This is a genomic window from Microbacterium sp. Z10_103 (assembly GCF_058310455.1).
The window spans coordinates 517,130-538,685 of record NZ_JBZEGK010000001.1; the positions used below are offsets into that span (position 1 = coordinate 517,130).

General features: G+C 68.7%; 19 protein-coding genes. 15 read left to right on the top strand and 4 right to left on the bottom strand.

Features of this window, described 5'->3' with window-relative positions:
* Positions 1–33: 33 nt before the first annotated feature.
* Genes AC4FS2_RS02290 through AC4FS2_RS02305 form a run of 4 tightly spaced genes read left to right on the top strand, consistent with a single transcriptional unit; the run spans position 34 to position 4,288 of the window.
* Positions 34–1,323 carry a class I SAM-dependent RNA methyltransferase gene (locus tag AC4FS2_RS02290; protein ID WP_491176311.1) on the top strand — a complete coding sequence of 430 codons (1,290 nt, stop codon included), beginning with the start codon at positions 34–36 and terminating at the stop codon, positions 1,321–1,323.
* A 19-nt stretch (positions 1,324–1,342) separates the two neighbouring features.
* Entirely contained in the window at positions 1,343–2,005 is a 663-nt protein-coding gene (locus tag AC4FS2_RS02295; RefSeq protein WP_491153878.1) for a response regulator, read from the top strand.
* Complete coding sequence (locus AC4FS2_RS02300) at positions 1,998–3,254, top strand: sensor histidine kinase (protein WP_491153876.1); 1,257 nt, start codon at positions 1,998–2,000, stop codon at positions 3,252–3,254. Before AC4FS2_RS02295 ends, AC4FS2_RS02300 begins: the two co-directional genes overlap by 8 nt.
* Entirely contained in the window at positions 3,251–4,288 is a 1,038-nt protein-coding gene (locus AC4FS2_RS02305; RefSeq protein WP_491176313.1) for an MFS transporter, read from the top strand. Before AC4FS2_RS02300 ends, AC4FS2_RS02305 begins: the two co-directional genes overlap by 4 nt.
* Before the next feature lie 339 nt (positions 4,289–4,627).
* Here the strand turns inward: AC4FS2_RS02305 and AC4FS2_RS02310 are convergent, their stop codons facing one another.
* Both AC4FS2_RS02310 and AC4FS2_RS02315 read right to left on the bottom strand, forming a co-directional pair.
* Positions 4,628–4,858 (bottom strand): acyl-CoA carboxylase epsilon subunit, encoded by a 231-nt coding sequence (locus tag AC4FS2_RS02310; protein ID WP_491176316.1) that lies wholly within the window; start codon positions 4,856–4,858, stop codon positions 4,628–4,630.
* A complete protein-coding gene (locus AC4FS2_RS02315) occupies positions 4,855–6,444 on the bottom strand; it encodes an acyl-CoA carboxylase subunit beta (RefSeq protein WP_491176318.1) in 1,590 nt (529 codons plus the stop codon). The genes AC4FS2_RS02310 and AC4FS2_RS02315 overlap by 4 nt, the downstream gene beginning before the upstream one ends.
* A 235-nt stretch (positions 6,445–6,679) precedes the next feature.
* Between AC4FS2_RS02315 and AC4FS2_RS02320 the strand changes: the two genes are divergently transcribed.
* The 11 genes from AC4FS2_RS02320 (at position 6,680) to AC4FS2_RS02370 (ending at position 18,899) form a co-directional block, all read left to right on the top strand.
* Complete coding sequence (locus tag AC4FS2_RS02320; protein WP_491153870.1) at positions 6,680–7,474, top strand: biotin--[acetyl-CoA-carboxylase] ligase; 795 nt, start codon at positions 6,680–6,682, stop codon at positions 7,472–7,474.
* A 48-nt stretch (positions 7,475–7,522) separates the two neighbouring features.
* On the top strand, positions 7,523–8,083 hold the full coding sequence (locus AC4FS2_RS02325; protein ID WP_491153868.1) for a PH domain-containing protein: 561 nt from the start codon (positions 7,523–7,525) through the stop codon (positions 8,081–8,083).
* Positions 8,084–8,183: 100 nt separating this feature from the next.
* Entirely contained in the window at positions 8,184–9,320 is a 1,137-nt protein-coding gene (locus AC4FS2_RS02330; protein ID WP_491153866.1) for a 5-(carboxyamino)imidazole ribonucleotide synthase, read from the top strand.
* Positions 9,321–9,418: 98 nt separating this feature from the next.
* Positions 9,419–9,886, top strand: a complete 468-nt coding sequence (purE, locus tag AC4FS2_RS02335) for a 5-(carboxyamino)imidazole ribonucleotide mutase (protein WP_491155675.1) — start codon at positions 9,419–9,421, stop codon at positions 9,884–9,886.
* A gap of 86 nt (positions 9,887–9,972) precedes the next feature.
* On the top strand, positions 9,973–11,346 hold the full coding sequence (locus AC4FS2_RS02340) for an LCP family protein (RefSeq protein WP_491155673.1): 1,374 nt from the start codon (positions 9,973–9,975) through the stop codon (positions 11,344–11,346).
* Entirely contained in the window at positions 11,343–12,434 is a 1,092-nt protein-coding gene (locus AC4FS2_RS02345; RefSeq protein WP_491153865.1) for a glycosyltransferase, read from the top strand. The genes AC4FS2_RS02340 and AC4FS2_RS02345 overlap by 4 nt, the downstream gene beginning before the upstream one ends.
* 110 nt (positions 12,435–12,544) lie before the next feature.
* The gene (locus AC4FS2_RS02350) at positions 12,545–15,388 is read left to right on the top strand and encodes a hypothetical protein (RefSeq protein ID WP_491153863.1); all 2,844 of its coding nucleotides are present in this window, start codon (positions 12,545–12,547) and stop codon (positions 15,386–15,388) included.
* 106 nt (positions 15,389–15,494) lie between these two features.
* Positions 15,495–16,358, top strand: a complete 864-nt coding sequence (locus AC4FS2_RS02355) for an ABC transporter permease (RefSeq protein WP_491153861.1) — start codon at positions 15,495–15,497, stop codon at positions 16,356–16,358.
* Positions 16,358–17,110, top strand: a complete 753-nt coding sequence (locus tag AC4FS2_RS02360; protein WP_491153859.1) for an ABC transporter ATP-binding protein — start codon at positions 16,358–16,360, stop codon at positions 17,108–17,110. The genes AC4FS2_RS02355 and AC4FS2_RS02360 overlap by 1 nt, the downstream gene beginning before the upstream one ends.
* Positions 17,107–18,657, top strand: coding sequence for a LicD family protein (locus AC4FS2_RS02365; protein ID WP_491153857.1), 1,551 nt, complete (start codon positions 17,107–17,109; stop codon positions 18,655–18,657). The genes AC4FS2_RS02360 and AC4FS2_RS02365 overlap by 4 nt, the downstream gene beginning before the upstream one ends.
* Positions 18,657–18,899, top strand: coding sequence for a DUF6752 domain-containing protein (locus AC4FS2_RS02370; RefSeq protein WP_491153855.1), 243 nt, complete (start codon positions 18,657–18,659; stop codon positions 18,897–18,899). The genes AC4FS2_RS02365 and AC4FS2_RS02370 overlap by 1 nt, the downstream gene beginning before the upstream one ends.
* A 23-nt stretch (positions 18,900–18,922) precedes the next feature.
* Here the strand turns inward: AC4FS2_RS02370 and AC4FS2_RS02375 are convergent, their stop codons facing one another.
* Positions 18,923–20,851 (bottom strand): glycosyltransferase family 2 protein, encoded by a 1,929-nt coding sequence (locus AC4FS2_RS02375; RefSeq protein WP_491153854.1) that lies wholly within the window; start codon positions 20,849–20,851, stop codon positions 18,923–18,925.
* Complete coding sequence (locus AC4FS2_RS02380; RefSeq protein ID WP_491153853.1) at positions 20,848–21,552, bottom strand: IspD/TarI family cytidylyltransferase; 705 nt, start codon at positions 21,550–21,552, stop codon at positions 20,848–20,850. The genes AC4FS2_RS02375 and AC4FS2_RS02380 overlap by 4 nt, the downstream gene beginning before the upstream one ends.
* Positions 21,553–21,556 lie beyond the last annotated feature (4 nt).

Here is a 21,556-nt window from a genome sequence, read left to right on the forward strand (position 1 = left end):
CTCACGCTAGCTCCCGCGTGGGAGGCTGGAGGAATGGATGCCGGAAACCTCGTCGAACTCGAGATCACCGACGTCGCCCACGGCGGTGTCTTCGTTGCGCGACTGGATGGACGAGTGGTTTTCGTGGCTGACACGATTCCCGGCGAGACCGTGCGCGCACGCCTCACCGACACGCGTAAGAAGTCGTTCTGGCGGGCCGAGACCGTCGAGGTGCTGACCGCGTCGCCGCACCGGCAGCCCCACGTGTGGTCGGCGGCGGACGTCTCGGTGGAGCCGGACGCACGCCCGGGTGGCGCGGACTTCGGGCACATCGTGCTGCCGCACCAGCGCGACCTCAAGCTGCACGTCTTCCAGGACGCTCTCCAGCGAATCGGCAAGGTGGACGTGCCCGTCCGCATGCAAACCCCTGCGCCGATCGTGGACGCCGGAGGATCCGTCGTTGCTCAGGAGAGCGCGGACGGCACGGGGTGGCGCACTCGCGTGAGCCTGCACGTCGATGACGACGGCCGCGTCGGTCCGTATGCCGCGCGCAGTCATCGGGTCATCGAGACCGCCGACCTGCCGCTCGCGACCGAGGCTGTCGCCCGCGCAGCCGCGACCGTGCACGGTCAGGCCCCCGGCCGAGTGGATCTGGTGCAGCCCGCCGACGGGCGGGTCCGCATCCTGCCGCGGCCGGATGCGCCCTCGCGCACGGAGGCTGCACCCGAGGTCATCGTCGAGCAGGTCGGCGACCGGCAGTTCCGCCTGGACGCCGGCGGATTCTGGCAGGTGCATCGGCTCGCCGCGCACAGCCTCACGACGATCGTGGCCGAGGAGCTCCGCGCGGCGGCATCCGACGGGGCCGCGGTTGATCCGGATGCGGCGCACCTCGACCTGTACGGCGGGGTGGGGTTGTTCGCTGCAACGCTCGGCGACCTGGGCGGAGCATCCACTCGTGTCACATCCGTCGAATCCGACCCGCGCGCGACGGAGCACGCCGGGGAGAACCTCGCCGAGTGGGTGGGCGCCCGGGCCGTGACCGCGCGGGTGGACCGATTCGTCCGGCAGCTCGCGGCCGAAGCCTCGCCCCGCGAGCGGGAGCGGCTGGCGCGCGGCGTCGTGCTGCTCGACCCGCCGCGCGCCGGAGCGGGTCGAGAGGTCGTCGAGGGGATCCTCGCGCTCGCCCCCGCGCGCGTCGTCTACGTGGCCTGCGATCCCGTCGCCCTGGCGCGGGATCTCGGTACGTTCCGCGACGCCGGATACGAAGCGCGGCAGGGTATCCGCGCCGTCGATCTGTTCCCGCACTCGCATCACGTCGAGGCGGTAACGGTGTTGACCCCGTGACACCGATACCATGACCACTATGACCCGCGTCGCACTCATCGACGACCACGAGTCGGTGCGCCTCGGACTCGAGGCCGCGATCGCTCGAGACGAGAGTCTGATGGTCGCATTCTCCGGTAGCACCGTCACCGAATACCTGGTGTGGCGCACCGGGGAATCGGAGTCCCCGGCCGACGTGGTCGTGCTCGATCTCACACTCGGCGACGGGACGACGGTGTCCGAGAATGTGCACCGTCTGGTGGCAGACGGCTCGAGCGTCATCATCCACAGCGTCGCCGACCGGCCTGCCGCCGTGCGCGAGGCTCTGTCTGCCGGCGCCGCGGGCATCGTGAGTAAGGCGTCGCCGATCCACGAGGTGCTCGCCGCCATCCGCACCGTCGCCCAAGGCGAACTGCTCAACAACGTCGAATGGGCGAGCGCCGTCGAGGCCGACCGCGAATTCGCCGACGCGCAGCTGTCGACGCGCGAACGTGAGGTGCTGCGCCTGTACGCGGCCGGGCTCCCGCTGAAGGCGGTCGCCGACCGGCTCGGCGTGGCGTACTCGACCGCGAAAGAGAACATCACGCGCGTCCGCGTGAAGTACGTCGAGGTGGGTCGGCCCGCCCCGACCAAGATCGACCTGTTGCGCCGTGCGATGGAGGACGGCATTCTGCAACGGCCCGAGGGCGACACCGATGGCTGAGGCCGACCGGTCCGTTCTCGACGCGGCCTGGGGTCGACTGCCGAGTTCACGGGAGGCCACCGAAAACCTCGGATCCTTCACGCGTGCACGCATCGAGCGGGTCATCACCCTGCTCGTGGGTCCGGGATCGCTGGTCTTCGGCGCGCAGGCCGTCCTCGCCTCGTTCGGGCCCGGAGACGAGCGACCCGGATGGCACCTGCCCATGGTCCTGGCGGTGTTCGTGCCGCTCGCGGCCATGGTCATCGCGTGCCTGGTGGGAAGATTCTCCCGGGTGTTCAGCGGCCTCTTCGCCGTCATCTACGTGGTTGCGCTGGCGGTGTGGCCCATCGCGACGGTCGGCGGGGCTGAGCCCGTCCCCACCGAAGAACCCTGGATCTTCTACCTCGTCAACGTCGCGACCGTGGCCACCGTGGTGGCCTTCCCGCTTCCGCTGCAGATCGTGTGGACGATCGTCACCCCGCTGCTGTTCGGTTTCGTACGCCTCGTCCAGGCCGGATTCGCCGAGGAGTTCTTCGTTCCGGTGGGCCTGGACGTGTCGTTCACCTTGATCCTCGGCGGTGTCGTGGTCGTGCTGGGCTGGACCTATCGATCGGTGGCGGCGAACGTCGACGAAACCCGGGCGCGCGCGGTGGCCAGCTACGCTGCGGCCGCTGCGGCCGCAGCGACCGAAGGGGAACGGGTGGCCGTGGCCGCGCTGATGCACGACAGCGTTCTCGGTGCGCTGCTGGCTGCCGAGCGGGCCTCCACCCCCCGAGAGCGGACGCTTGCCGTGAGCATGGCACGCGAGGCCTTGACCCGTCTGGCCAATGCGGAGAAAGACCCGTGGGAGGGCAGCGACGAGCCGGTGGATGCGGCGCACCTCGCCGACGATCTGGAAAGCGGCGCGCGCGAAATGGGCGTGCGTCTGGAGGTCGCTCGGGCGTTCGAGCCCGACACCCCGCGTGTGCCGGGGCGGGTGGCTCGCGCCATCGTTCTCGCAGCGCTGCAGGCCGTGGCCAACGCGGTTCAGCACGCCAACGCCCAGGGGCTCACGGTGCAGCTGCGCGGGCGGGCGGACCCCGGCGGAGTGCTGGTTCGCGTGAGCGACGCCGGTGGGGGCTTCGACGTGGACAGCATCCCCGATGACCGACTCGGCATCCGCGGCTCGATCCTCGCTCGGGTGACCGCCGTGGGCGGACGTACCGAGATCGAGTCGGGCCCGCACGGAACCACGATCACTCTCGAGTGGGACAGCGGGGACCGCTGGTGAGCGTTCGCGCAATCGTCTCCGCGCTGGCTGTCGCGTTCACGGCCTACCTCGCCGCACGCGGATTCTGGTGGGTGGACGGCGAGGTGGATTCGCCCTGGATGATCTTCGTCGCCCTTCCCCTCTACCTTCTGGTGACGTGGCTGACGATCTTCTGGGGCGTGCACCGCCGCACCCCCGACGCCGCCAGTGTCATCCCCTCGCGCCGGGGGATGCTGCCGGTGTGGGTCTGCGTGATCGCTCTGGCCGTCGCCGTGCTCGTCCCGAACGCGGTTTTCTCCGCTGTGGCGCCGGAATCGCGCACTCAGCCCTTCGCGACATGGGTGATCGGCGGAATCGGTGCCCTGATGACCATCGTCATGGTGCGCCGCCGGCCGTGGTTCGCCTGGGCCGGCCTCGTCCTCGCCGCCGTGTCGGTCTCGCTGTGGATCGGCCCTCTCGCCGCGTTGGCACTCGGCCTCGTGGGCTCGATCGTGTGGGTCGGTGCGGCGCAGCTGCTCATGTTCGCCCTCGACAGCGCGGCGGACGACACCGTGCGCCTCGCCGAGCTCCAGCAGGCAGCATCCGCCTGGCAGGCCTCGCAGTCCGGTCGGCAACGGGAGCGACGCGTCCAGGTGCAGCGCGCCCTGCAGACGGCAGGTCCGATCCTGGGTCGCACGATCGAGACCGGCGGAAACCTCCGCCCCGCCGAGCGGCTCGAGGCGCGTCTGGCGGAGGGACGGTTGCGCGACGAGTTGCGTGGTCCGCGTCTGCTCGATGACCAGGTGCGGGCCGAGCTGGAGTCCGCACGTCGGCGCGGCATCTCCGTCACCATGCTGGATGAGGGCGGTCTCGAAGACATCGCTGAGCCCGACCTCGTCGGGATTCGGGCAGAGCTCGCCGACCTGTTGCGATCCGCGTCATCCACGCGCCTGATCATCCGCACGTCGCCGCACGATCGGACGGCCGTGACCATCGTCGGGCGATCCGGAGACGGCGACAGTTTCTCCGATGAGGACAGCGTCGAGCTCTGGCACGAGATCCCGCGCGCCCGCTGAACGCGACGCAGCCCGTGCTGCGGAATACTGGCGGCGAGGCGGCCGTCATCGCCACACCCGACTCACCGGTCCAGCGGGGGAGGGTACCGGACCGGTGAGACGATTGGGAGGCGAGGGGCGGCGAAGCCGCGCGCCCCTCGCCTGGCGGACAGTTACCCGAAAACCGTCCGCGAGACCGGGACCGGCTGAAGAAGCAGCCCCGGCCGAACGCAGGAAATGCGTTCCAGCTCCTCCAGTATGCGATGGGTTCCCGCCCCCGTCTGTAGGTATTTCGGGGGACAGAGCGCGGGGAATTCCGGGCGGCGTAGATCCTCGCAGGAATGTTCCGGCGATCGGGGGTCAGGCGGAGAACCCGCCCCATCCCTGCTCCCGCGACAGCGAGGAGCGCGAGCTGCGCGTCGACACCCGCCAGCGCGCCCGTGGCCGCGAGTCGGCCGCGACCGGCGCGGCCGCTTCCTCGGCATACGCCTCGGCGACGACGGCCATGAGAGCCGCGAGCTCCTCCTCCGTGGGGTTGCCGCGGCGGACGTCGAAGGAGACGACGGGCTCGGGCTCGGGCGCGGGGCTCACAGCGGGATGTTCCCGTGCTTTTTCGCCGGGAGGCTCGCGCGCTTACCGCGCAGCGCCCGCAGCGCCTTCGCGATCGCGACGCGCGTCTGCGCGGGCTCGATGATTCCGTCGAGTTCGCCGCGTTCGGCGGCGAGGAACGGGGACGCGACGTTGTACGTGTACTCGTTCGCGAGGCGTGTACGTACCGCTGCGACGTCCTCCCCGGCGGCTTCGGCGCGCTTGATCTCGCCGCGGTAGAGGATGTTCACGGCCCCCTGGCCGCCCATCACGGCGATCTCGGCGGTCGGCCAGGCGAGGTTGATGTCGGCGCCCAGCTGCTTCGAGCCCATCACGATGTACGCGCCGCCGTAGGCCTTGCGCAGGATCACCGTGACCAGCGGAACGGTGGCCTCGGCGTACGCGTACAGCAGCTTCGCGCCGCGGCGGATGACGCCGGTCCACTCCTGGTCGGTGCCGGGGAGATAGCCCGGGACATCCACCAGCGTGACGATCGGGATCGAGAACGCGTCGCAGAACCGCACGAAGCGGCTCGCCTTCTCGCCCGCGTCGATGTTGAGGGTTCCGGCCATCTGGGACGGCTGGTTCGCGATGATGCCGACGGTGCGGCCTTCGATCCGGCCGAAGCCGATGACGATGTTCGGGGCGAACAGCGGCTGCACCTCGAGGAAGTCGTCGCCGTCCACGATCCGCGAAATCACGGTGTGGATGTCGTACGGCTGATTCGCCGAGTCGGGGATGACCGTGTTCAGCGAGCGGTCCGCATCCGTCGTCTCGAACTCGAACGGGGTGTCGTACACCTGGATCTCGTCGAGGTTGTTGTCGGGGAGGAAGCTGAGCAGGGTGCGGGCGTAGTCGAGCGCGTCGTCTTCGTCTTCGGCGAGGTAGTGCGCGACGCCCGAACGGGTGTTGTGCGTGTACGCGCCGCCGAGCTCCTCCATCCCGACGTCTTCGCCGGTGACGGTTTTGATGACGTCGGGACCGGTGACGAACATCTGGCTGGTCTTGTCGACCATGATGACGAAGTCGGTGAGGGCGGGGGAGTACACCGCGCCGCCGGCGGCCGGGCCCATGATGATCGAGATCTGCGGGATGACGCCGGAGGCGGCGGTGTTCAGGCGGAAGATCTCGCCGTACTTGCCGAGGGCGACGACGCCCTCCTGGATGCGGGCACCGCCGGAATCGAGGATGCCGATGATCGGGATGCCGCCGCGAAGGGCGAACTCCATGACCTTGATGATCTTGTCCCCGGCCACCTCGCCGAGTGATCCTCCGAACGCGGAGAAATCCTGCGCGTACACCGCGACGGTGCGCCCGTGGATGGTGCCGGTGCCGGTGACGACGGAGTCGCCGTAGGGGCGCGACTTGTCCATGCCGAACGCTGTCGTGCGGTGACGGACGTACTCGTCCAGCTCGACGAACGATCCCGGGTCGACGAGCAGTTCGATGCGCTCTCGCGCTGTCAGCTTGCCCTTCGCGTGCTGCTTGACGCGAGCGGCCTCCTCCGCGTCGACCACCGCCTCCTGGTACCTGCTGCGGAGGTCGGCGATCTTGCCCGCGGTCGTAAAGGGATCGTGCTGCTCTGTCACGCGTTCCACCCTATCGGCGGGCCTCACCCGTTCCTTGGATGGTGCGTACAACGCCTCCCGGATTCCTCTGTGCGTTCCGGCCGCACCGGTCGGCGCCGTGCCGAATTCAGGAGATGTGCCGCAGCCGGGCGAACGGCCAGAACTCGGCGTTTCTCCTGATCCCAGGCGCCGACATCGGGCGGCTTCGGCTGTCAAGAGCCGACGCGCGCCGGGGAGTCGGCTCTAGGGTGAGGGCATGCCGATCCGTGAAGAGGGCTATCCCCGCGCCGCCGAGGTGAGCCCGCGTCTCCAGGTCGTCGAGACCACCGATTCCACGAACGCCGACGTGCTCGCCGCCGTCGCCGACGACCCGGCCGGCTGGCCGCACCTCTCCGCGCTCGTCACCACGGATCAGCGTGCCGGTCGTGGCCGCCTCGACCGGACGTGGACCGCACCCCCGGGCACCGCGCTGGCGGTGTCGGTGCTGGTGCGCGTCGGCGGGCTTCCCGCGCATGCCCGCGGCTGGATTCCGCTCGCCGCCGGCGCCGCGATGACGCGCGCCATCTCGGCACAGCTCACCGGGACGGGCAACACCACCGGGCTGAAATGGCCGAACGACGTCCTCGTCGACGGCGGCAAGATCTGCGGCATCCTCGCCGAGGTCGTGCCCGGCCATCCCGACGCAGTCGTGATCGGCGCCGGTGTCAACACGACCATGACGCGAGCCGACCTGCCGGTCTCGACAGCGGTCTCGTTCGCCGCGCTCGGGATGGAGTGCGACGACGACCGGCTGCTCGCCGATTATCTCCGGGCACTCGACGAGCAGCTGCAGGCTCTGCTGTCCGCGCACGGCGACGCCGGAGCATCCGGAGTCCTGGGCGAAGTCGAAGCGCTCTGCACCACCCTCGGTCACGACGTGCGGGTGGCTCTGCCGGACGGCACATCGGTGGTCGGCCGCGCCCAGCGCATCGACGCGGACGGCCGACTCGTCATCGTGACCGGGGTGGACGAGGTCGCCGTTTCGGCCGGCGACGTCACGCACGTGCGCTGACCCGCGTGGGATCGCCGTGATGTCGGTGCCGGCGGACACAATAGAGACGTGACCTCTCCGACGACGTACGGAGGGCGGCCCCTGACCCCCGCCCCGGGCGTTCCCACGCCCGAGTTGCGTGTCGCGCGCATCCGTCCGCACGCCCGGCGCCTGTTCTGGTCGTCCCTCGTCCTCATCGCCGTCGCCGGCGCCGTCGGATACTTCTACGGAAACCTCCCCGCTCCGTTCGAGAATTGGATGCTGCTGACCGCTGCCGCGGTCGTCGTGCTCCTCGTCGTCGTCCTGCCGTGGGCGGCGTGGTGGTCGCACACGTACACCATCACCACCCGACGCGTGATCGAACGCAGCGGGCTTGTGCGCACTCGGCGCACCGAGCTGACGCACATGCGCGGGTACACGATCCAGGTGCGTCGCGGTCCGCTGCAGCGGTTGTGGGGTGCGGGAACCCTCGTGCTCTCCAATGGCGTGGATGCTCCGCTGCGCCTCCGCAACATCCCCAGCGCTGAGCTCGTCCATGAAGTGCTGGTCGACCAGGTCGAGGTGAATCAGATCCTCGCGCACCGCGACGCTCAGCCGCCGAACGTCCCGACGACGACTCCGCAATTCTGATCCCCGCGCCCGCCGCATGGCCGCCCGCGCAGCCGCCCGGCCGCCCCTCTCCACGCACACCTCGCGTCTGCGGAAGAATGGGACTGACGGAAGGGGAGCCATGGCGCTGCGAGTGGGGATCATCGGTGGCGGGCAGCTCGCGAGGATGATGATCGCGCCGGCTGTCGAGCTGGGCCTGGACGTCCGAGTGCTCGCCGAGGAACCGGGGATGTCCGCATCCCTCGCTGCCACGGCCACGGGCGACTACCGCGATGCCGACACCGTCCTCGCCTTCGCGCGGGATGTCGACGTGATCACGTTCGACCACGAGCACGTGCCTCAGGACGTGCTCGCCGCCCTCGTCGACGCCGGCGTGCAGGTGCATCCCGGGCCGGGCGCGCTCGCCGTGGCGCAGGACAAGCTCGTCATGCGCCGGCGGATGCAGGAGCTCGGTGCACCGCAGCCCGACTGGGCGGCGGTGTCGGATGAGACCGAACTGCAGGAGTTCCTCGACGCCCACGGCGGGCGGGCCGTGGTGAAGACGCCGCGCGGCGGCTACGACGGCAAGGGCGTGCGGGTCGTCTCCGCCGGCTCCGAGGCGCAGGACTGGTTCGCCACCCTCGCCGAAGACGCTCGTGGCGGGCAGCTGCTGGTCGAGGAGCTCGTCGACTTCACTCGCGAGCTCGCGCAGCAGATCGCGCGCCGGCCCTCCGGCGAGTTCGCCGTGTATCCGCTCGTGGAGACCGTGCAGCGCGGCGGCGTGTGCGCCGAGGTGCTCGCGCCCGCGCCCCGCTCCGACGGACGGCTCGCCCGCACCTCTGCAGACCTGGGCGTCGCCATCGCGGAGGGACTGGACGTCACCGGGATGCTGGCGGTCGAACTCTTCGAGACCACGGATGGCCGCATCCTCGTCAACGAGCTCGCGATGCGTCCGCATAACAGCGGGCACTGGACCCAGGACGGCGCCGTGACGAGCCAGTTCGAGCAGCACCTGCGGGCGGTCCTCGACCTCCCGCTCGGGGCGGTCGACCCCATCGCGCCGTGGTCGGTGATGATCAACATCCTCGGCGGTCCGGCGGAGGCGTCGCTGGACGAGCGGTTCGCGGCAGCCATGGCGGAGCATCCGAGCGCCAAAATCCACACGTACGGCAAGGCGCCGCGCCCCGGTCGCAAGGTCGGTCACATCAACGTGGCCGGCTTCGACCTCGACGATGTCGCGTACGAGGCGCGGGCCGCCGCAGCCTTCTTCCTCGACTGACGGCCGCGCCGTTGCGGCGATCTTCCAGACAATCGCCCTAGCCTGGTCGGGTGACCCGGCCCCTGCACTCCTCCGAGACGCCCGTGGTCGGCGTCGTCATGGGCTCCGACTCCGACTGGAGGGTCATGAGCGACGCGTCACAGGTGCTCACTGAGCTCGGTGTCCCGCACGAGGTCGAGGTCGTCTCGGCGCATCGCACCCCCGACAAGCTCATCCGCTACGGCCGCGAAGCCCGCGGCCGCGGGCTGCAGGCGATCATCGCCGGCGCCGGTGGTGCCGCGCATCTGCCCGGGATGCTGGCATCCGTCACGGCACTCCCGGTCATCGGCGTGCCCGTGCAGCTGTCCGCCCTCGACGGGCTCGACTCGCTCCTCAGCATCGTGCAGATGCCCGCCGGGATCCCCGTCGCCACCGTCTCGATCAACGGCGCGAAGAACGCCGGACTCCTCGCCGCGCGCATTCTGGGGACAGGGGATGCAGCGCTCGCGGACAGTATCGAAGAGTACGCGCGCGACCTCGAAGCCCAGGTCGAAGACAAGAACCGCCGGCTGAAGGACTCTCTGTGAGCGTTACCGCCGCCGCGCGCCCCGGAGCGCGGGCGGTCGTCGAGCCCCGACCGTTGCGGAATCCCGACGCCGGGTCGCGTCAGGTGATGACGCGGCGGGGTTGGTGGCTCGTTCTCCTCAACTTCCTGCTGCCCGGGTCAGCGCAGGTGCTCGCGGGCAGCCGTAAGCTCGGGCGCTTCGGTCTCGGCGCGACGCTGGTCATGTGGGTCGGGCTGATTCTCACGGGTCTGTTCGCGCTCCTGTGGCCGACCGCGCTCGTTTCCATCGTCTCGGGGGCGTGGATTCCGGAGTGGTTCGGATGGCTCCGGTGGGTGCCGCTCACGGTCGTGCAGATCCTCCTCCTCGGGTATGCCCTGCTGTGGATCGTGCTCACCGTGGACACGCTGCGGCTTGTGCGCCTGGTCCGGACGGGGCGCGGGGCGCGGTTCGGGATCGCCGCCGCGTCGGTGTTGCTCCTTGTCGGAGCGAGCAGCGGCGCGGTTTGGGCTGCGCAGGCCGCCGGTACGGCACGTGATGCTCTCGGCGCTCTCTTCGGCCAGTCCGCACCGGTCGTTCCGCCGTCGGACGGGTACTACAACATCCTGCTGCTGGGCGCCGACAGCGGCGAGGGCCGCGACTCGATGCGGTTCGACAGCATCTCCGTCGTCTCGGTCAACGCGGCGAGCGGCGCCGTCACGATCACCGGCATCCCGCGCGACATGCCGCACTTCCCCTTCTCCGCCGGACCGATGCAGGACAAATACCCCAACGGGCATGAAGGCCAGGCCGACTCGACGTGCGGGTGGGGGAGCGGCGTCAACCAGCTCCGCACCGAGGTCGAGGTCTGCCAGGACGGCAGCGAGCTCTACCCGGATGCGGAGGCCAACGGCTCCGCGCCCGGCGTAGAGGCGACGAAGGACGCCGCCGAAGGCATCCTCGGCATCGAGATCCCGTACTACGTCTTCATCGACATGCACGGCTTCGCCGCCCTGGTCGATGCCTTGGGCGGCGTGGACATCACGGTCGAGGAGCGCCTACCCAAGGGCGGCGGTCCCGCCTACGCCGGTCAGCCGGCCGAGGACTGGGCGATCGGCTGGATCGAGGTCGGCCCGCAGCACATGGACGGCGACACCGCCCAGTGGTACGCCCGCTCCCGGTACACCACGAGCGACTTCGACCGCATGAAGCGCCAGCGTCAACTGCAGGAGGCGATCCTCGCGCAGGCGAGCCCGCAGAACGTGCTCACCCGGTTCCAGGATGTCGCCACCGCAGGCACCGCCATCGTGCAGACAGACCTGCCGCAGCCGTTGCTGCCGGCCCTGGCCGACCTGGCGTTGAAGGCGAAGGAACAGCCCGTCAGCACCATCGAGCTGACGCCCGATGGCGGCATCGACGAGTTCGAGCCCGATTACGCCTACATCCAGGAGCTGGTCCGCACGACGCTGCACCCCCCGACCCCCACGGCGGAGCCGACGCAGTGACCGCGACACTCCGAGTCGTGCTCGACCAGCTGGTCGCGCCCACATCGCGGGACCTCGCCGAGGCGTCCCAGTCGCTCACCCGGGCGCTCATCGACACGGCGCCGCGCGGGGCAGACGTCGCCGGGATCGTGCCGCGTGGGGGAGAACCCGATCTTGACGGTCTCGTCGACCTCACCCGGCTCGCGTTGCCGCGGCGCGAGCTCGCCGCATCCTGGCAGTTCGGCATCGCTCCCGGCGTAGGGAAGGGCATGATCCATTCGCCTACGCTCCTCGCGCCCCTCGTGCGCCACGACCGTGTGCACGAGACGCACCAGCTCGTCGTCACGCTGTGGGACCTCCGCGCGTGGGAGGCGCCCGAGACCCTGTCGCGGGGCGAGGTGATGTGGCAGAAGGCGATGCTCAAACGTGCGGAGAAGCACGCCGATGCCGTCGTGGTCCCCACGCACGCGATGGCCGCAGCGCTCTCGGAGGTCGCCCCTCGGCTGGCCGACCGCATCCGCGTCATCGCCGGCGCGGCGCCGGAGGGATTCCGCGTTCCGACGGATATCGCCGGGCGCCTGCGGTCGCTCGACCTCCCTGCGACGTTCGTGTCGACGGCGGGAGGCACGTCCGAATCGGATGGACTCGCGGCCGCGCTCGCCGGAATCGTCGGCGCCGCGTCGGATGGGGACGTAGTCGTGCTCGACTGCCCCGAGGGTCAGGAGCCCGACGTGCTCGAGCTCGCAGCCGCAGTGGGTCTCGCCGAGGCGCGCGTGCACGTCCGGGGCTCGCTCGAGCCGTTCGACCGTGCCGCGGTACTCGGCAGTGCGTCGGTCTTCGTCGCGCCGTCTACGCGCTTGGACTGGCCGTGGCGGGCCGTCGAGGCGATCACGACCGGCACAGCCGTCGTCGCGGCGGACTCGCCCGTGCACCGCGAGGTCCTCGCCGACGCGGGTCCGATCGGGTCGTCCGTCGGACTGGGTGACGCTGCCCGTGCGGCCATGGGGGAGAACGGCGAGAAGCTGCGAGTGCTGGCATCGGATCGCGCGCGCGCATTCTCCTGGGCGGAGGGCGCGGAGCGTGTCTGGCAGCTGCACGCCGAACTGTAGCGCGCCGCGCGCTGCTGAAGTCGGGTGAGGGTACACGGATCAGAGTCCCGGAGACGCCCCCCTGTACCTGGACGCTGGTACTCAGCAGCAACATAGGTCACACTGTTCACATGACGTGGGGTGCAATGATGCGCGTGGCGCAAGTCCGCAGGGTCGCGGTCCTCGCCGTGGTCGCGCTCGTGATGGGTTTGAGCCTCACAGCCGTGACCACGGCAAGTCCCCTCGCCCCGGCCGCGCCGGCCGCGGCGGCCGACCTGTCGAAGTTCCAGCCCGGCAACATCGTCAGCGACCCGGTGTTCTTCAACAGCGGGACGATGACCGAGGGGCAGATTCAGTCTTTCCTCGAGCAGCGCGTGCCGCGTTGTGAGGGGGGATACACGTGCTTGAAGGACTGGTACGACACCTCGCGGTCCACCGCCGCCGACGCGATGTGCGGCGCATACTCCGGAGGCGTGCGCGAGCGAGCGTCCCGCATTATCTACAAGGTTGCGCAGGCGTGTGGGATCAACCCCCAGGTCATCCTCGTGATGCTCGAGAAGGAGCAGAGCCTCGTCACGCACGTCTGGCCCAGTGAATGGCGCTACACGATCGCGATGGGTCAGGGCTGTCCCGACACCGCCGAGTGCGACAAGCGGTATCACGGGTTCTTCAATCAGGTCCACGGCGCCGCGTGGCAGATGAAGCGCTACGCGAACCCTCCCGGTACGAGCCAGTTCTTCACGTGGTACGCGCCGGGGAAGACCTGGAACATCCTGTACAACCCCAACCGCGCATGCGGGTCATCCCCGGTGTATGTGCAGAACCAGGCGACGGCGAACCTCTACTACTACACCCCCTACCAGCCGAACGCCGCAGCGATCCGGGCGCGGTACGGCGTGGGCGACGACTGCTCGGCCCACGGCAACCGCAACTTCTATCACTTCTTCACCGACTGGTTTGGATCCACGCAAAGCGGGGGCGCCGCCCTGGTGAAAGCCGGCGCGGAAGTGTCCATCGTCTCGGGGGATCGACGCTACGGCATCACGGCGGAGGCGTATCCGGAGTACAAGCGCGTGTTCGGTGCCCCTGCGGCCGTGGACGCGAACTACCTCGCCCTCTACCGTGATGCGGGCATCGCCACGTTCTACGTGAGAAATGTGCGCACTGGTGAAGTCGCTATGCTCCAGGACGGGCAGGCTCACCCCTTCCCCTCCTGCGCCCTTGTGGGCGCCTGGGGCGGCTCCTGTGGGGCTGGCCTCGTCCAGCTCGAGCCCAAAGAGTACGACGCTTTCGGGAAAGGTCCGATCGTGACGACCTTCGCCCGTACGGCGGCGGGCGGGAAGATCCACCAGATCGTGAACGGCATCCTCCAGCCGTACTTCGACGCGCCTGCAGCCGCCGCTGCGAATGGCGGCACCATTCCGTTCGCGGCGATCCTGCGAGCGAGCGTAGCGGCGGGGTACCAGGTCGCACCGCGTCAACTGTTCACTCCCGCCCGGTGGATCCTCCGCGCGGGTGATCCGACGGTATGGCTACCGACGGCAGACGGGCGATTGCTCGGCCTGCCAGCGTGGAGCATGGCCGCCGAGTTCGGTCTGCCGTCGAGCGTGTCTAGCAGGGTCTCTGCCGCGGACACGAGCGGTTACTCGTCGGCGGAGATCCTCTCCCAGTACGTGTCCTGTGGCGGCAAGACCTACTTCGCCGCCTCCCGCGGCCTACACGAGCTGAAGTCGGGAGCGCCGGCCGGATTCTCCGCCGTGACACTTGACGCGTCCACGTGCGAGCGGCTCGACCTGTCGCGGGCGGCCTTCACCTCCGTACCGTTCGTCAAGACCCCCTCCTCCGGGACGGTGTACCGAGCGGACGCCGGGGCATACCGCCCCATCCCCTCGGGCGCGAAGATGATCGAGCTGAACGGCGGCACCCGCCCCGCGGTTGCCGTCGTCTCGGACGCGACGCTGTCCCGCTACACGATCGGCGCTCTGTACCTGGAGACGGGCCGGTTCGTGCGAGCAGACGGCGACGCGAGCGTTTACTTCGTCGACGGCGACCGCCTGATCGGGCTGCCCAGCTGGGGCCTGGCGCGCGCATGGGGTCTCTCCTCGAACGTCCGGATCATCGCACCCGACGATCTCGCACAGGCGGAGGTGGTGGGTCTCATGACCCACTTCCTGCGGTGTAAGGGCACGCTCTACGCGGGCGGAGGCGACGTCCTGTCGAAGGTCGTCTCGGGCGATCCCGCGGGCAACCCGGTCACCGAGCTGTCCGAGCCTACGTGCGCGACGCTTCGCCTCTCCGGCGCCGTCATCGAGGGGCCTGCATTCGTGACGGACGGGTCACGGACGGCGGTAGCCACATCGGGCGGGTTCCTACGCCTGCCCGACCGGGCCAGCGTACTGCGGGCCAACAGCGGGAAAGCCCCCGAGTCGAAGTGGGTGACGTCGGCATACTTCTCATCGCTGCCCGAGCCGACCCAGCTGCCCGCCGCGGGCGACCTGGTGCGGGCCTCCGACTCGGCGGCGGTGACGCTCGTGGACGCGGGGCGCCGCCTCGGGATCCCCAATTGGGGCGTGGCGGCAGATCTCGGGGTGCAGTCCCGCTACAAGATCGTGGCTCCCCCCGCCGTCGCGATGCTCCCCGCCTCCGAGCAGAGTCTCGGGGTGTTCGTGCGCTGCGGCACCACCGATCTCGTCGCTGCCGGGGGCGTGCTGTCGCCAGTGACCGCTTCCGGTCTCGGCGGCATCCATACCACGCCGTTGGACGCCGCCACATGCGCCACTCTGGCGCTGACGGGTCAGCCCATCGCTGGGCGCGTCTTCGTGCAGGCGGTGGGCTCGCCCCAGGTCTATGTCACCGAGCGTGGCGGCCTCCGCCCCCTCGCGGCCAGTGAGTCCGCCACAACGCTCAATGGGGGGACGGCTCCGCGGATCCTCACGCTGGATTCCCGCACGGTCGCCGGAATCGCCAAGGTCTGATGCACAGCCCGTGCTCAGGTCATCCTGGGCCGTTCGGATAGGATCTTCCAGGACCCGAACCCACGGTCCCGGATCACTCGAGGAAGTCATCGCCTTGTCAGTCGGCTTGCCTATCGATCTCACGGCGTACGACGTACCAGGTCGCGGGCGAGGCATCCTCGACGTGTTCCGCTGGTCGTATCTGCTCAAACTGCTCGTGCAGAAGGGCACCGCCACCCGCTACCGCAACTCGGTCCTGGGGTGGCTGTGGTCCTATGTGAAGCCCGCCGCGCAGTTCGTCATTTACTACTTCGTCATGGGGATCATCCTCCAGGCCCACCGTGACGTCGACAACTTCGCGATCTATCTCTTCTCGGGCGTCGTGATCATCAACCTCTTCAATGAGGCCTTCGGCAACGCCACGAACTCGATTGTGGACAATCGCGCGCTCGTGAAGAAGATCTACCTCCCGCGCGAGCTCTTCCCGATCGCGTCGATCATCGGAGCGCTCATTCATTTCCTCCCGCAGCTGATCATCCTCCTGCTGGTATGTGTCCTGGTCGGATGGGTGCCCTCCTTTGCGGCGATGGCTGCGGTGCTCCTCGGAGTGGTCATCGTCCTTTCCTTCGCCCTCGGGCTCGGGCTGTTCTTCAGCGGGCTGAACGTGCGCTACCGCGACGCTCAGAACTTCGTCGACCTGATCAAGATGTTCTCGACGTGGACGTCTCCCGTCCTGTACACATGGCTGCTCGTCGCGGAGGCGCTCAAGGACTTTCCTGGGCTGTTCTTCGTGTACATGTCGAACCCCCTGACGATCGCTGTGGAACTCTTCCACATCGGGTTCTGGGCGCCCACGGCTGAGTCGACCCACGGGCTGCCCTCTGATCTGTGGATCTCCGGACTGGTAGCAGCCGCTGTGTGTATCTTCATGCTGGTCGTCGGCCAATACACCTTCCGTCACTTCGAGCGCTCTTTCGCCCAGGACCTGTGATGTCTCAGATCGTCGCCCAGACCACTACGCCCCCCAGCATCATCCTCGACGGCGTCTCCAAGTGGTTCCTCAAGCGCAACTCGCACTCGTTCAAGGAAGCTTTCGTCGGGTGGATCAAGGGCAAGAAGGTGCGAGCCGACACCTTCACAGCCCTTGACGACCTCTCCTTTCAGGTGGGTGAGGGCGAGTCTGTCGCGGTGCTCGGGCTGAACGGCTCCGGGAAATCGACCACGCTGAAGCTGGTGTCCGGAGTACTGGAGCCCGACGCCGGGCGAGTGTTCACGCGCGGGCGGGTCGCCGGTCTCATCGAGGTCGGAGCGGGCTTCCACCCCGAACTGAGTGGCCGGGAGAACGTCTATCTCAACGGGGCGATCCTGGGTATGTCCAAGAAGCAGATCGACGAGCGGTTCGACGACATCGTCGCCTTCTCGGAGATCGGGGAATTCATCGACCAGGAGGTCAAGCACTACTCCTCCGGGATGTTCATGCGACTGGCCTTTTCCGTTGCCATCCATGTGGAGCTCGACATCCTGCTGGTGGACGAGGTGCTGTCGGTGGGCGATGCGCCCTTCCGTGCGAAATGCGCCGACAAGATCAAGGAGCTCACGGCCCGGGGCATCACCATGCTCGTCGTCAGCCACAACATGGCGATGGTGAAGGACCTGTGCGAGCGTGGCATTGTCATCCGCAAGGGCAAGAAGATCTTCGACGGTCCCATCGACGAAGCGGTGGAGCTGCTGGCCATCAAATGAAGGTCACCAGTGAGCGGATCGAACTCGACCCCTACGTCATCCGGGACGCCACGGTCGCGGACGTGCGGTTGGACGGTCACCGCGTGTGGTCGGCCGAGATACCCTACTCCGAGGACGGCGTCATCGTGCTCGAATGGCCGGCGGCGCTGCGCGCGCGGCTGGACGGTTTCGCGCACGTGACGGTGCACGACAGCGCCACGAACCGCACGCTGGGCGCCTCAGACGCCCACTTCGGCCGCTCGCGCTCGCGCGTGGAGATCGTCGACGCCCGGGGGCGCTGGCTCGCGATGACGAAGTGGGACCGCCTCGGACCCGTGCTGGAGGGACGTGACGAGGCCGTCGTGAGCCGCCTTCTGCACAGCGCGCGCGCGCTCGTGGACGATCTTCAGGGGGATGGGCACGACGTCTACATCGTCGGAGGGACCCTGCTGGGGATCGTGCGCGACGGCGGGATGCTGCCCCACGACGACGACGTCGACCTGGCCTTCCTCTGCCGTGCCGACAATCCTGCCGATATCGCTCTGGCCAGTTACGACATGGAGCGCGCCCTCGCCCGGCGCGGCTACACCGTCGTGCGGCACGGCCTAGCGCACCTGGAAATCGAGTTCTTCAACGAGCACGGCGAACCCGACCACTACGTGGACATCTTCACCGGCTTCTTCCGCGACGGTCTGTACTGTCAGCCGTTCGCCCTTCGCGGCCCCGAGGTCGCAGAGGCCGACCTGGTCCCCGTTCGTCCGCGGGACATCGAGGGCGTCACGCTTCCCGAGCCGGCCCACGCCGAGGCGTGGCTAGCATACGCCTACGGTCCTGGATGGCGCGTTCCGGACCCCACGTTCAAGTTCGAGACCCCCAGCTGGACCCGACACCGATTCGAGAGCTGGTTCGGCGTATTCAACAGCGGACGGGTCTTCTGGGACAAGCACTATATGGAGCAGCATTCTTCCGTCGGCTACGCTGACGCGCAGCCGGCGATGTCCCGGTTCCTGACTGATATCCCCGCCGGTGCCCGCATACTCGATCTCGGCTGCGGCGACGGGCGCTGGTCGACGGAGATGGCACGCAGAGGCCACCGCGTCACGGCGGTGGACTACAGCCACGAGGCGCTGAGGCTGGCGCGGGCACACGACGCCCGGGGGAGCGTGGACTTCCGCTTCCTCAACGTCAACGATCGCGCCGCGCTCTTCCAGTTTGGGGCGTGGATGCTCGAGACCGGTGATGAATGGTGCATCTTTGCCCACCACACGGCGCAGTCGATGACGAAGGCGAACCGGCATGGACTGTACCTGTTCTTCGAGCTGGTGCTGCGCGGCAGGGGATTCGCGGAGCTGATCGACTACACCACGATGTCACCGGCCTATGAGCACGCGCAGCCATCGACATGGCACCTGCCGACGGACTGGATCGTCGAGGAGACGCAGGAGCATGCTCTGGACGTGCGGGTCGTCCGCGCGGCGCGCAAGACCGATGAAGGTCGTCGGCGCGGCATCGCGCAGACGAGGATCACACATGCGCCGGAGGCGGTCGCACCACGGAGGGATAGCTGATGAGAGAAATCCTGCGCAAGCTGGCGCGGCGCGTCGCACCCACGGCGTACGCCAAGCTGGAGCGTCTCGAACTCGCCGAGGGGGGAGCCGTCGCGGCCGCGGATTCAACCGCCGAACTGGAGCGCCGCGTCGCCGAGCTCGAAGCCGCGCTGAACGAGCTTCGTCGGGACAATCGTCGCGTCACCGAGATGTACGATCTCATTTTCGCCCGTTTGCGCGAGGCCAACCCCCTCAAGGGCTGACAGCGGACAAGGCGGCGGCGCCCTCAGCTCAGCAGGGCGCCGAGCCGCCCCCGATAACCCTTCGCCCGGCCGTGGCCTGGTTCGGCCCGGAACACGCGCGGTCCCTCCGCGGTCCGGTCGCCGATTCGGACGAGGAAGGAATCGGACGTCGGCAGCTCGATGTCGATCGTCGCTTGGCCGCCCGCGATGCGCAGGACCGCCGGAACGGATCGCCATCCCCGCGGTCCGGGGTCGCGCCGGCGGAGCCGGTCCAGGAGCCGCCGCGGAACGCGTCTGACTCGCCGGGCGACCGATTCGGTGTTTACGTCGACGGTCGTGGGCAACTCGCTGTCTCGGGCTGTGGGGGCCCCGGAGACGCTCAGCGAGGTCGTCGATCCCTTCCGCTGGACGCTGCCGGTGAAGCGGACGACGGCCGCCAGAGGAGTCTCGGACTGGTCGAAATCCATCACGATGGTTCCGTCCGGGCGGGAGTACACGGCGATAACGCCGTCCCCGTCGATGTGCACGGCGGGGCGGATGGGGGGCTGACGGATGAGTCGGTGCTGCGTCGTACCGGCCAGGGTGCACCGCCCGTTCAGTGCCCATACGCCGCGTTCGAGGGGACGGCCAAGGGCTCCCGTGGCCGGATCCACGACCGCGGTCCCGGTCAGATGCCATGCGACGCGTCCGTCGCGGTCGGCCGTGTGGACCTGGGACTCGGAGGGCGCCATCCACGTGACCCGCGACGTGTGTGAACGTACACCGATCTCCACGGAGGCACCTCGCACGTCATCCGTCACGTCGAGCAACTCGGACGCGAGCTCGTCGCGATACGCGTCGGGCAGATCCTTGAGGATGCGGCCGTTCCTCTGGATGAGGCGATGGCGACGTCCGTGCGCGTCCGCCCATGTGGCGGCGGTCGCCAGCTGCAGGACGCCCTCTTTCCAGCGGACGGCGGTGATCTCCGCCGTCCCGGGTATGTTCGGGTCATCGACGGTGAGGCGCTCCAGCAGGTGCCGGTATCCCTTGCGCAGCAGTTTCGCCCTCATGCGCGCCGTGTGGTTGAGGTACTGATCGTCAGACTCGGGGAAGTGCCGCTGCTGGAGGGCGTGTGCCTTGTCGAAGATGAGCTTGCGCTCGGCCGCCGGGCGCGTGGCGTACAGGTTGTTGAACGCGTCCATGAGGCGGGACCGATACTGGTGCACGCGGAGCAGGCGCCGCTGCGTGTCGAACCGAACGCCTTCGAGGTCCCGCTCGATCGCCGTGACGACCTCGTCCAGCCAGTGCCACCACTCCGGGCTCGAACGCACGAAGGTGCTCGAGCCGCTGCCAGGCGTGGTGAACCAGTGGTAGTACGGGGTGCTGGCCATCGTGGAGATCACTGAGGCATGCCGTGCGACGAGGACGTTGAAGAAGATATCCTCCCACAGCACCCGACCGCCTTCACGGAAGCGGATGCCGTGCTCGTTCAGGAGCGCCCGCCGATACAGCTTGTGCGGGTTGGTGGGGATGAGGGGATGGAAATCCATCCGGCCGATGACCTGGCCGCTGTCAGCCCGGTACTGGTCGATCGCCCACCCGCTGTCATGCGTGCGGGCCTCCTTGCCGTTGAGCACATCCGCGCCGTGCGCCTTGGCGAACTCGTAGCCGGCTCGCAGTGCGTCGGGGTAGAGCTCGTCGTCGTGGTCCATGTAGGCGACGTACTCGCCCTGGGCCAGATCCGTGCCGATGTTCCTCGGGCGGCAGGGCCACCCGGAGTTCTCTATGCGCTCGACGCGCACGTGCGGCCGCGAGGCCTGGACGGCGAGGAGTCGGTCGTGCGTGTCATCGGGGGAGCCGTCGTCGACGAAGATGACCTCCCACTCCGCGGTGGGAAGCGTCTGAGCGTCGAGTGATGCCACGAGTCGGTCCAGCCCGGCACCGGACCGGTAGGTGGCGACGATCACGCTGACTTTGAGCTCATCCGTCGTCACGGGCGCTCGGCCTCCTCGATGAGGTGCTCCTCGATCAGACGTGCGGTGCCGAGGTCCTGGGGTGTGGTGATCTTGATGTTGTTGACGTGGCCGGGCAGGATCCGAGCGGGAGTGCCGGTGTACTCCTGCACCAGGTCGGCGTCGTCGCTGACGCGCGCATAACCAGCGGCGGCGGCGGCCGCGTACGCACGCTCGAGGAGGGGGCGATGGAAGCCTTGCGGCGTCTGGCCAAGCCACGAATGAGCGCGATCCAGGGATCCCTCGATGAAGCCTTCGTCCGTGACGAGCTTGACCTGCACCGTGCTCGGCGTGCCGATCATGGCCGCTCCGTGTTCGATGGCGGCGTCGAGCACGCGCATGACGAGCTCCTCGGTGACGAACGGTCGCACACCGTCGTGGACGAGCACGATGTCGCCGGTCGTCGCCTCCAGGCCTCGCTGGGCGCTGATATGGCGCTCCGCACCGCCGATCACCAGACGTACCGGCAGGCCTGCCTCTTCGATGAGGATGCGACGGTACTCCGCCTCGTTTTCGGCGCTGATCGTCACGATCAGCTCGTCGACGGCGGGCACCAGCATCGCACGCACCGTCTTCTCCAGGATGGTCAGACCGCCGAGCTCGACCAGCAGCTTGTTGGATCCGAAACGTGCGGCTCGGCCGGCACAGGTCACGATCGCCGACACTCGGTGTCCCTGGTGCATCTGA

Bases quoted from the DNA above. Each gene is read 5' to 3' on its own strand.
- AC4FS2_RS02340 (WP_491155673.1), top strand. From the start codon at position 9,973: ATGACGCGGCGGGGTTGGTGGCTCGTTCTCCTCAACTTCCTGCTGCCC.
- AC4FS2_RS02330 (WP_491153866.1), top strand. From the start codon at position 8,184: ATGGCGCTGCGAGTGGGGATCATCGGTGGCGGGCAGCTCGCGAGGATG.
- AC4FS2_RS02370 (WP_491153855.1), top strand. From the start codon at position 18,657: ATGAGAGAAATCCTGCGCAAGCTGGCGCGGCGCGTCGCACCCACGGCG.
- AC4FS2_RS02360 (WP_491153859.1), top strand. From the start codon at position 16,358: ATGTCTCAGATCGTCGCCCAGACCACTACGCCCCCCAGCATCATCCTC.
- AC4FS2_RS02295 (WP_491153878.1), top strand. From the start codon at position 1,343: ATGACCCGCGTCGCACTCATCGACGACCACGAGTCGGTGCGCCTCGGA.
- purE (WP_491155675.1), top strand. From the start codon at position 9,419: ATGGGCTCCGACTCCGACTGGAGGGTCATGAGCGACGCGTCACAGGTG.
- AC4FS2_RS02350 (WP_491153863.1), top strand. From the start codon at position 12,545: ATGACGTGGGGTGCAATGATGCGCGTGGCGCAAGTCCGCAGGGTCGCG.
- AC4FS2_RS02365 (WP_491153857.1), top strand. From the start codon at position 17,107: ATGAAGGTCACCAGTGAGCGGATCGAACTCGACCCCTACGTCATCCGG.
- AC4FS2_RS02320 (WP_491153870.1), top strand. From the start codon at position 6,680: ATGCCGATCCGTGAAGAGGGCTATCCCCGCGCCGCCGAGGTGAGCCCG.
- AC4FS2_RS02380 (WP_491153853.1), bottom strand. From the start codon at position 21,552: ATGCACCAGGGACACCGAGTGTCGGCGATCGTGACCTGTGCCGGCCGA.
- AC4FS2_RS02300 (WP_491153876.1), top strand. From the start codon at position 1,998: ATGGCTGAGGCCGACCGGTCCGTTCTCGACGCGGCCTGGGGTCGACTG.
- AC4FS2_RS02290 (WP_491176311.1), top strand. From the start codon at position 34: ATGGATGCCGGAAACCTCGTCGAACTCGAGATCACCGACGTCGCCCAC.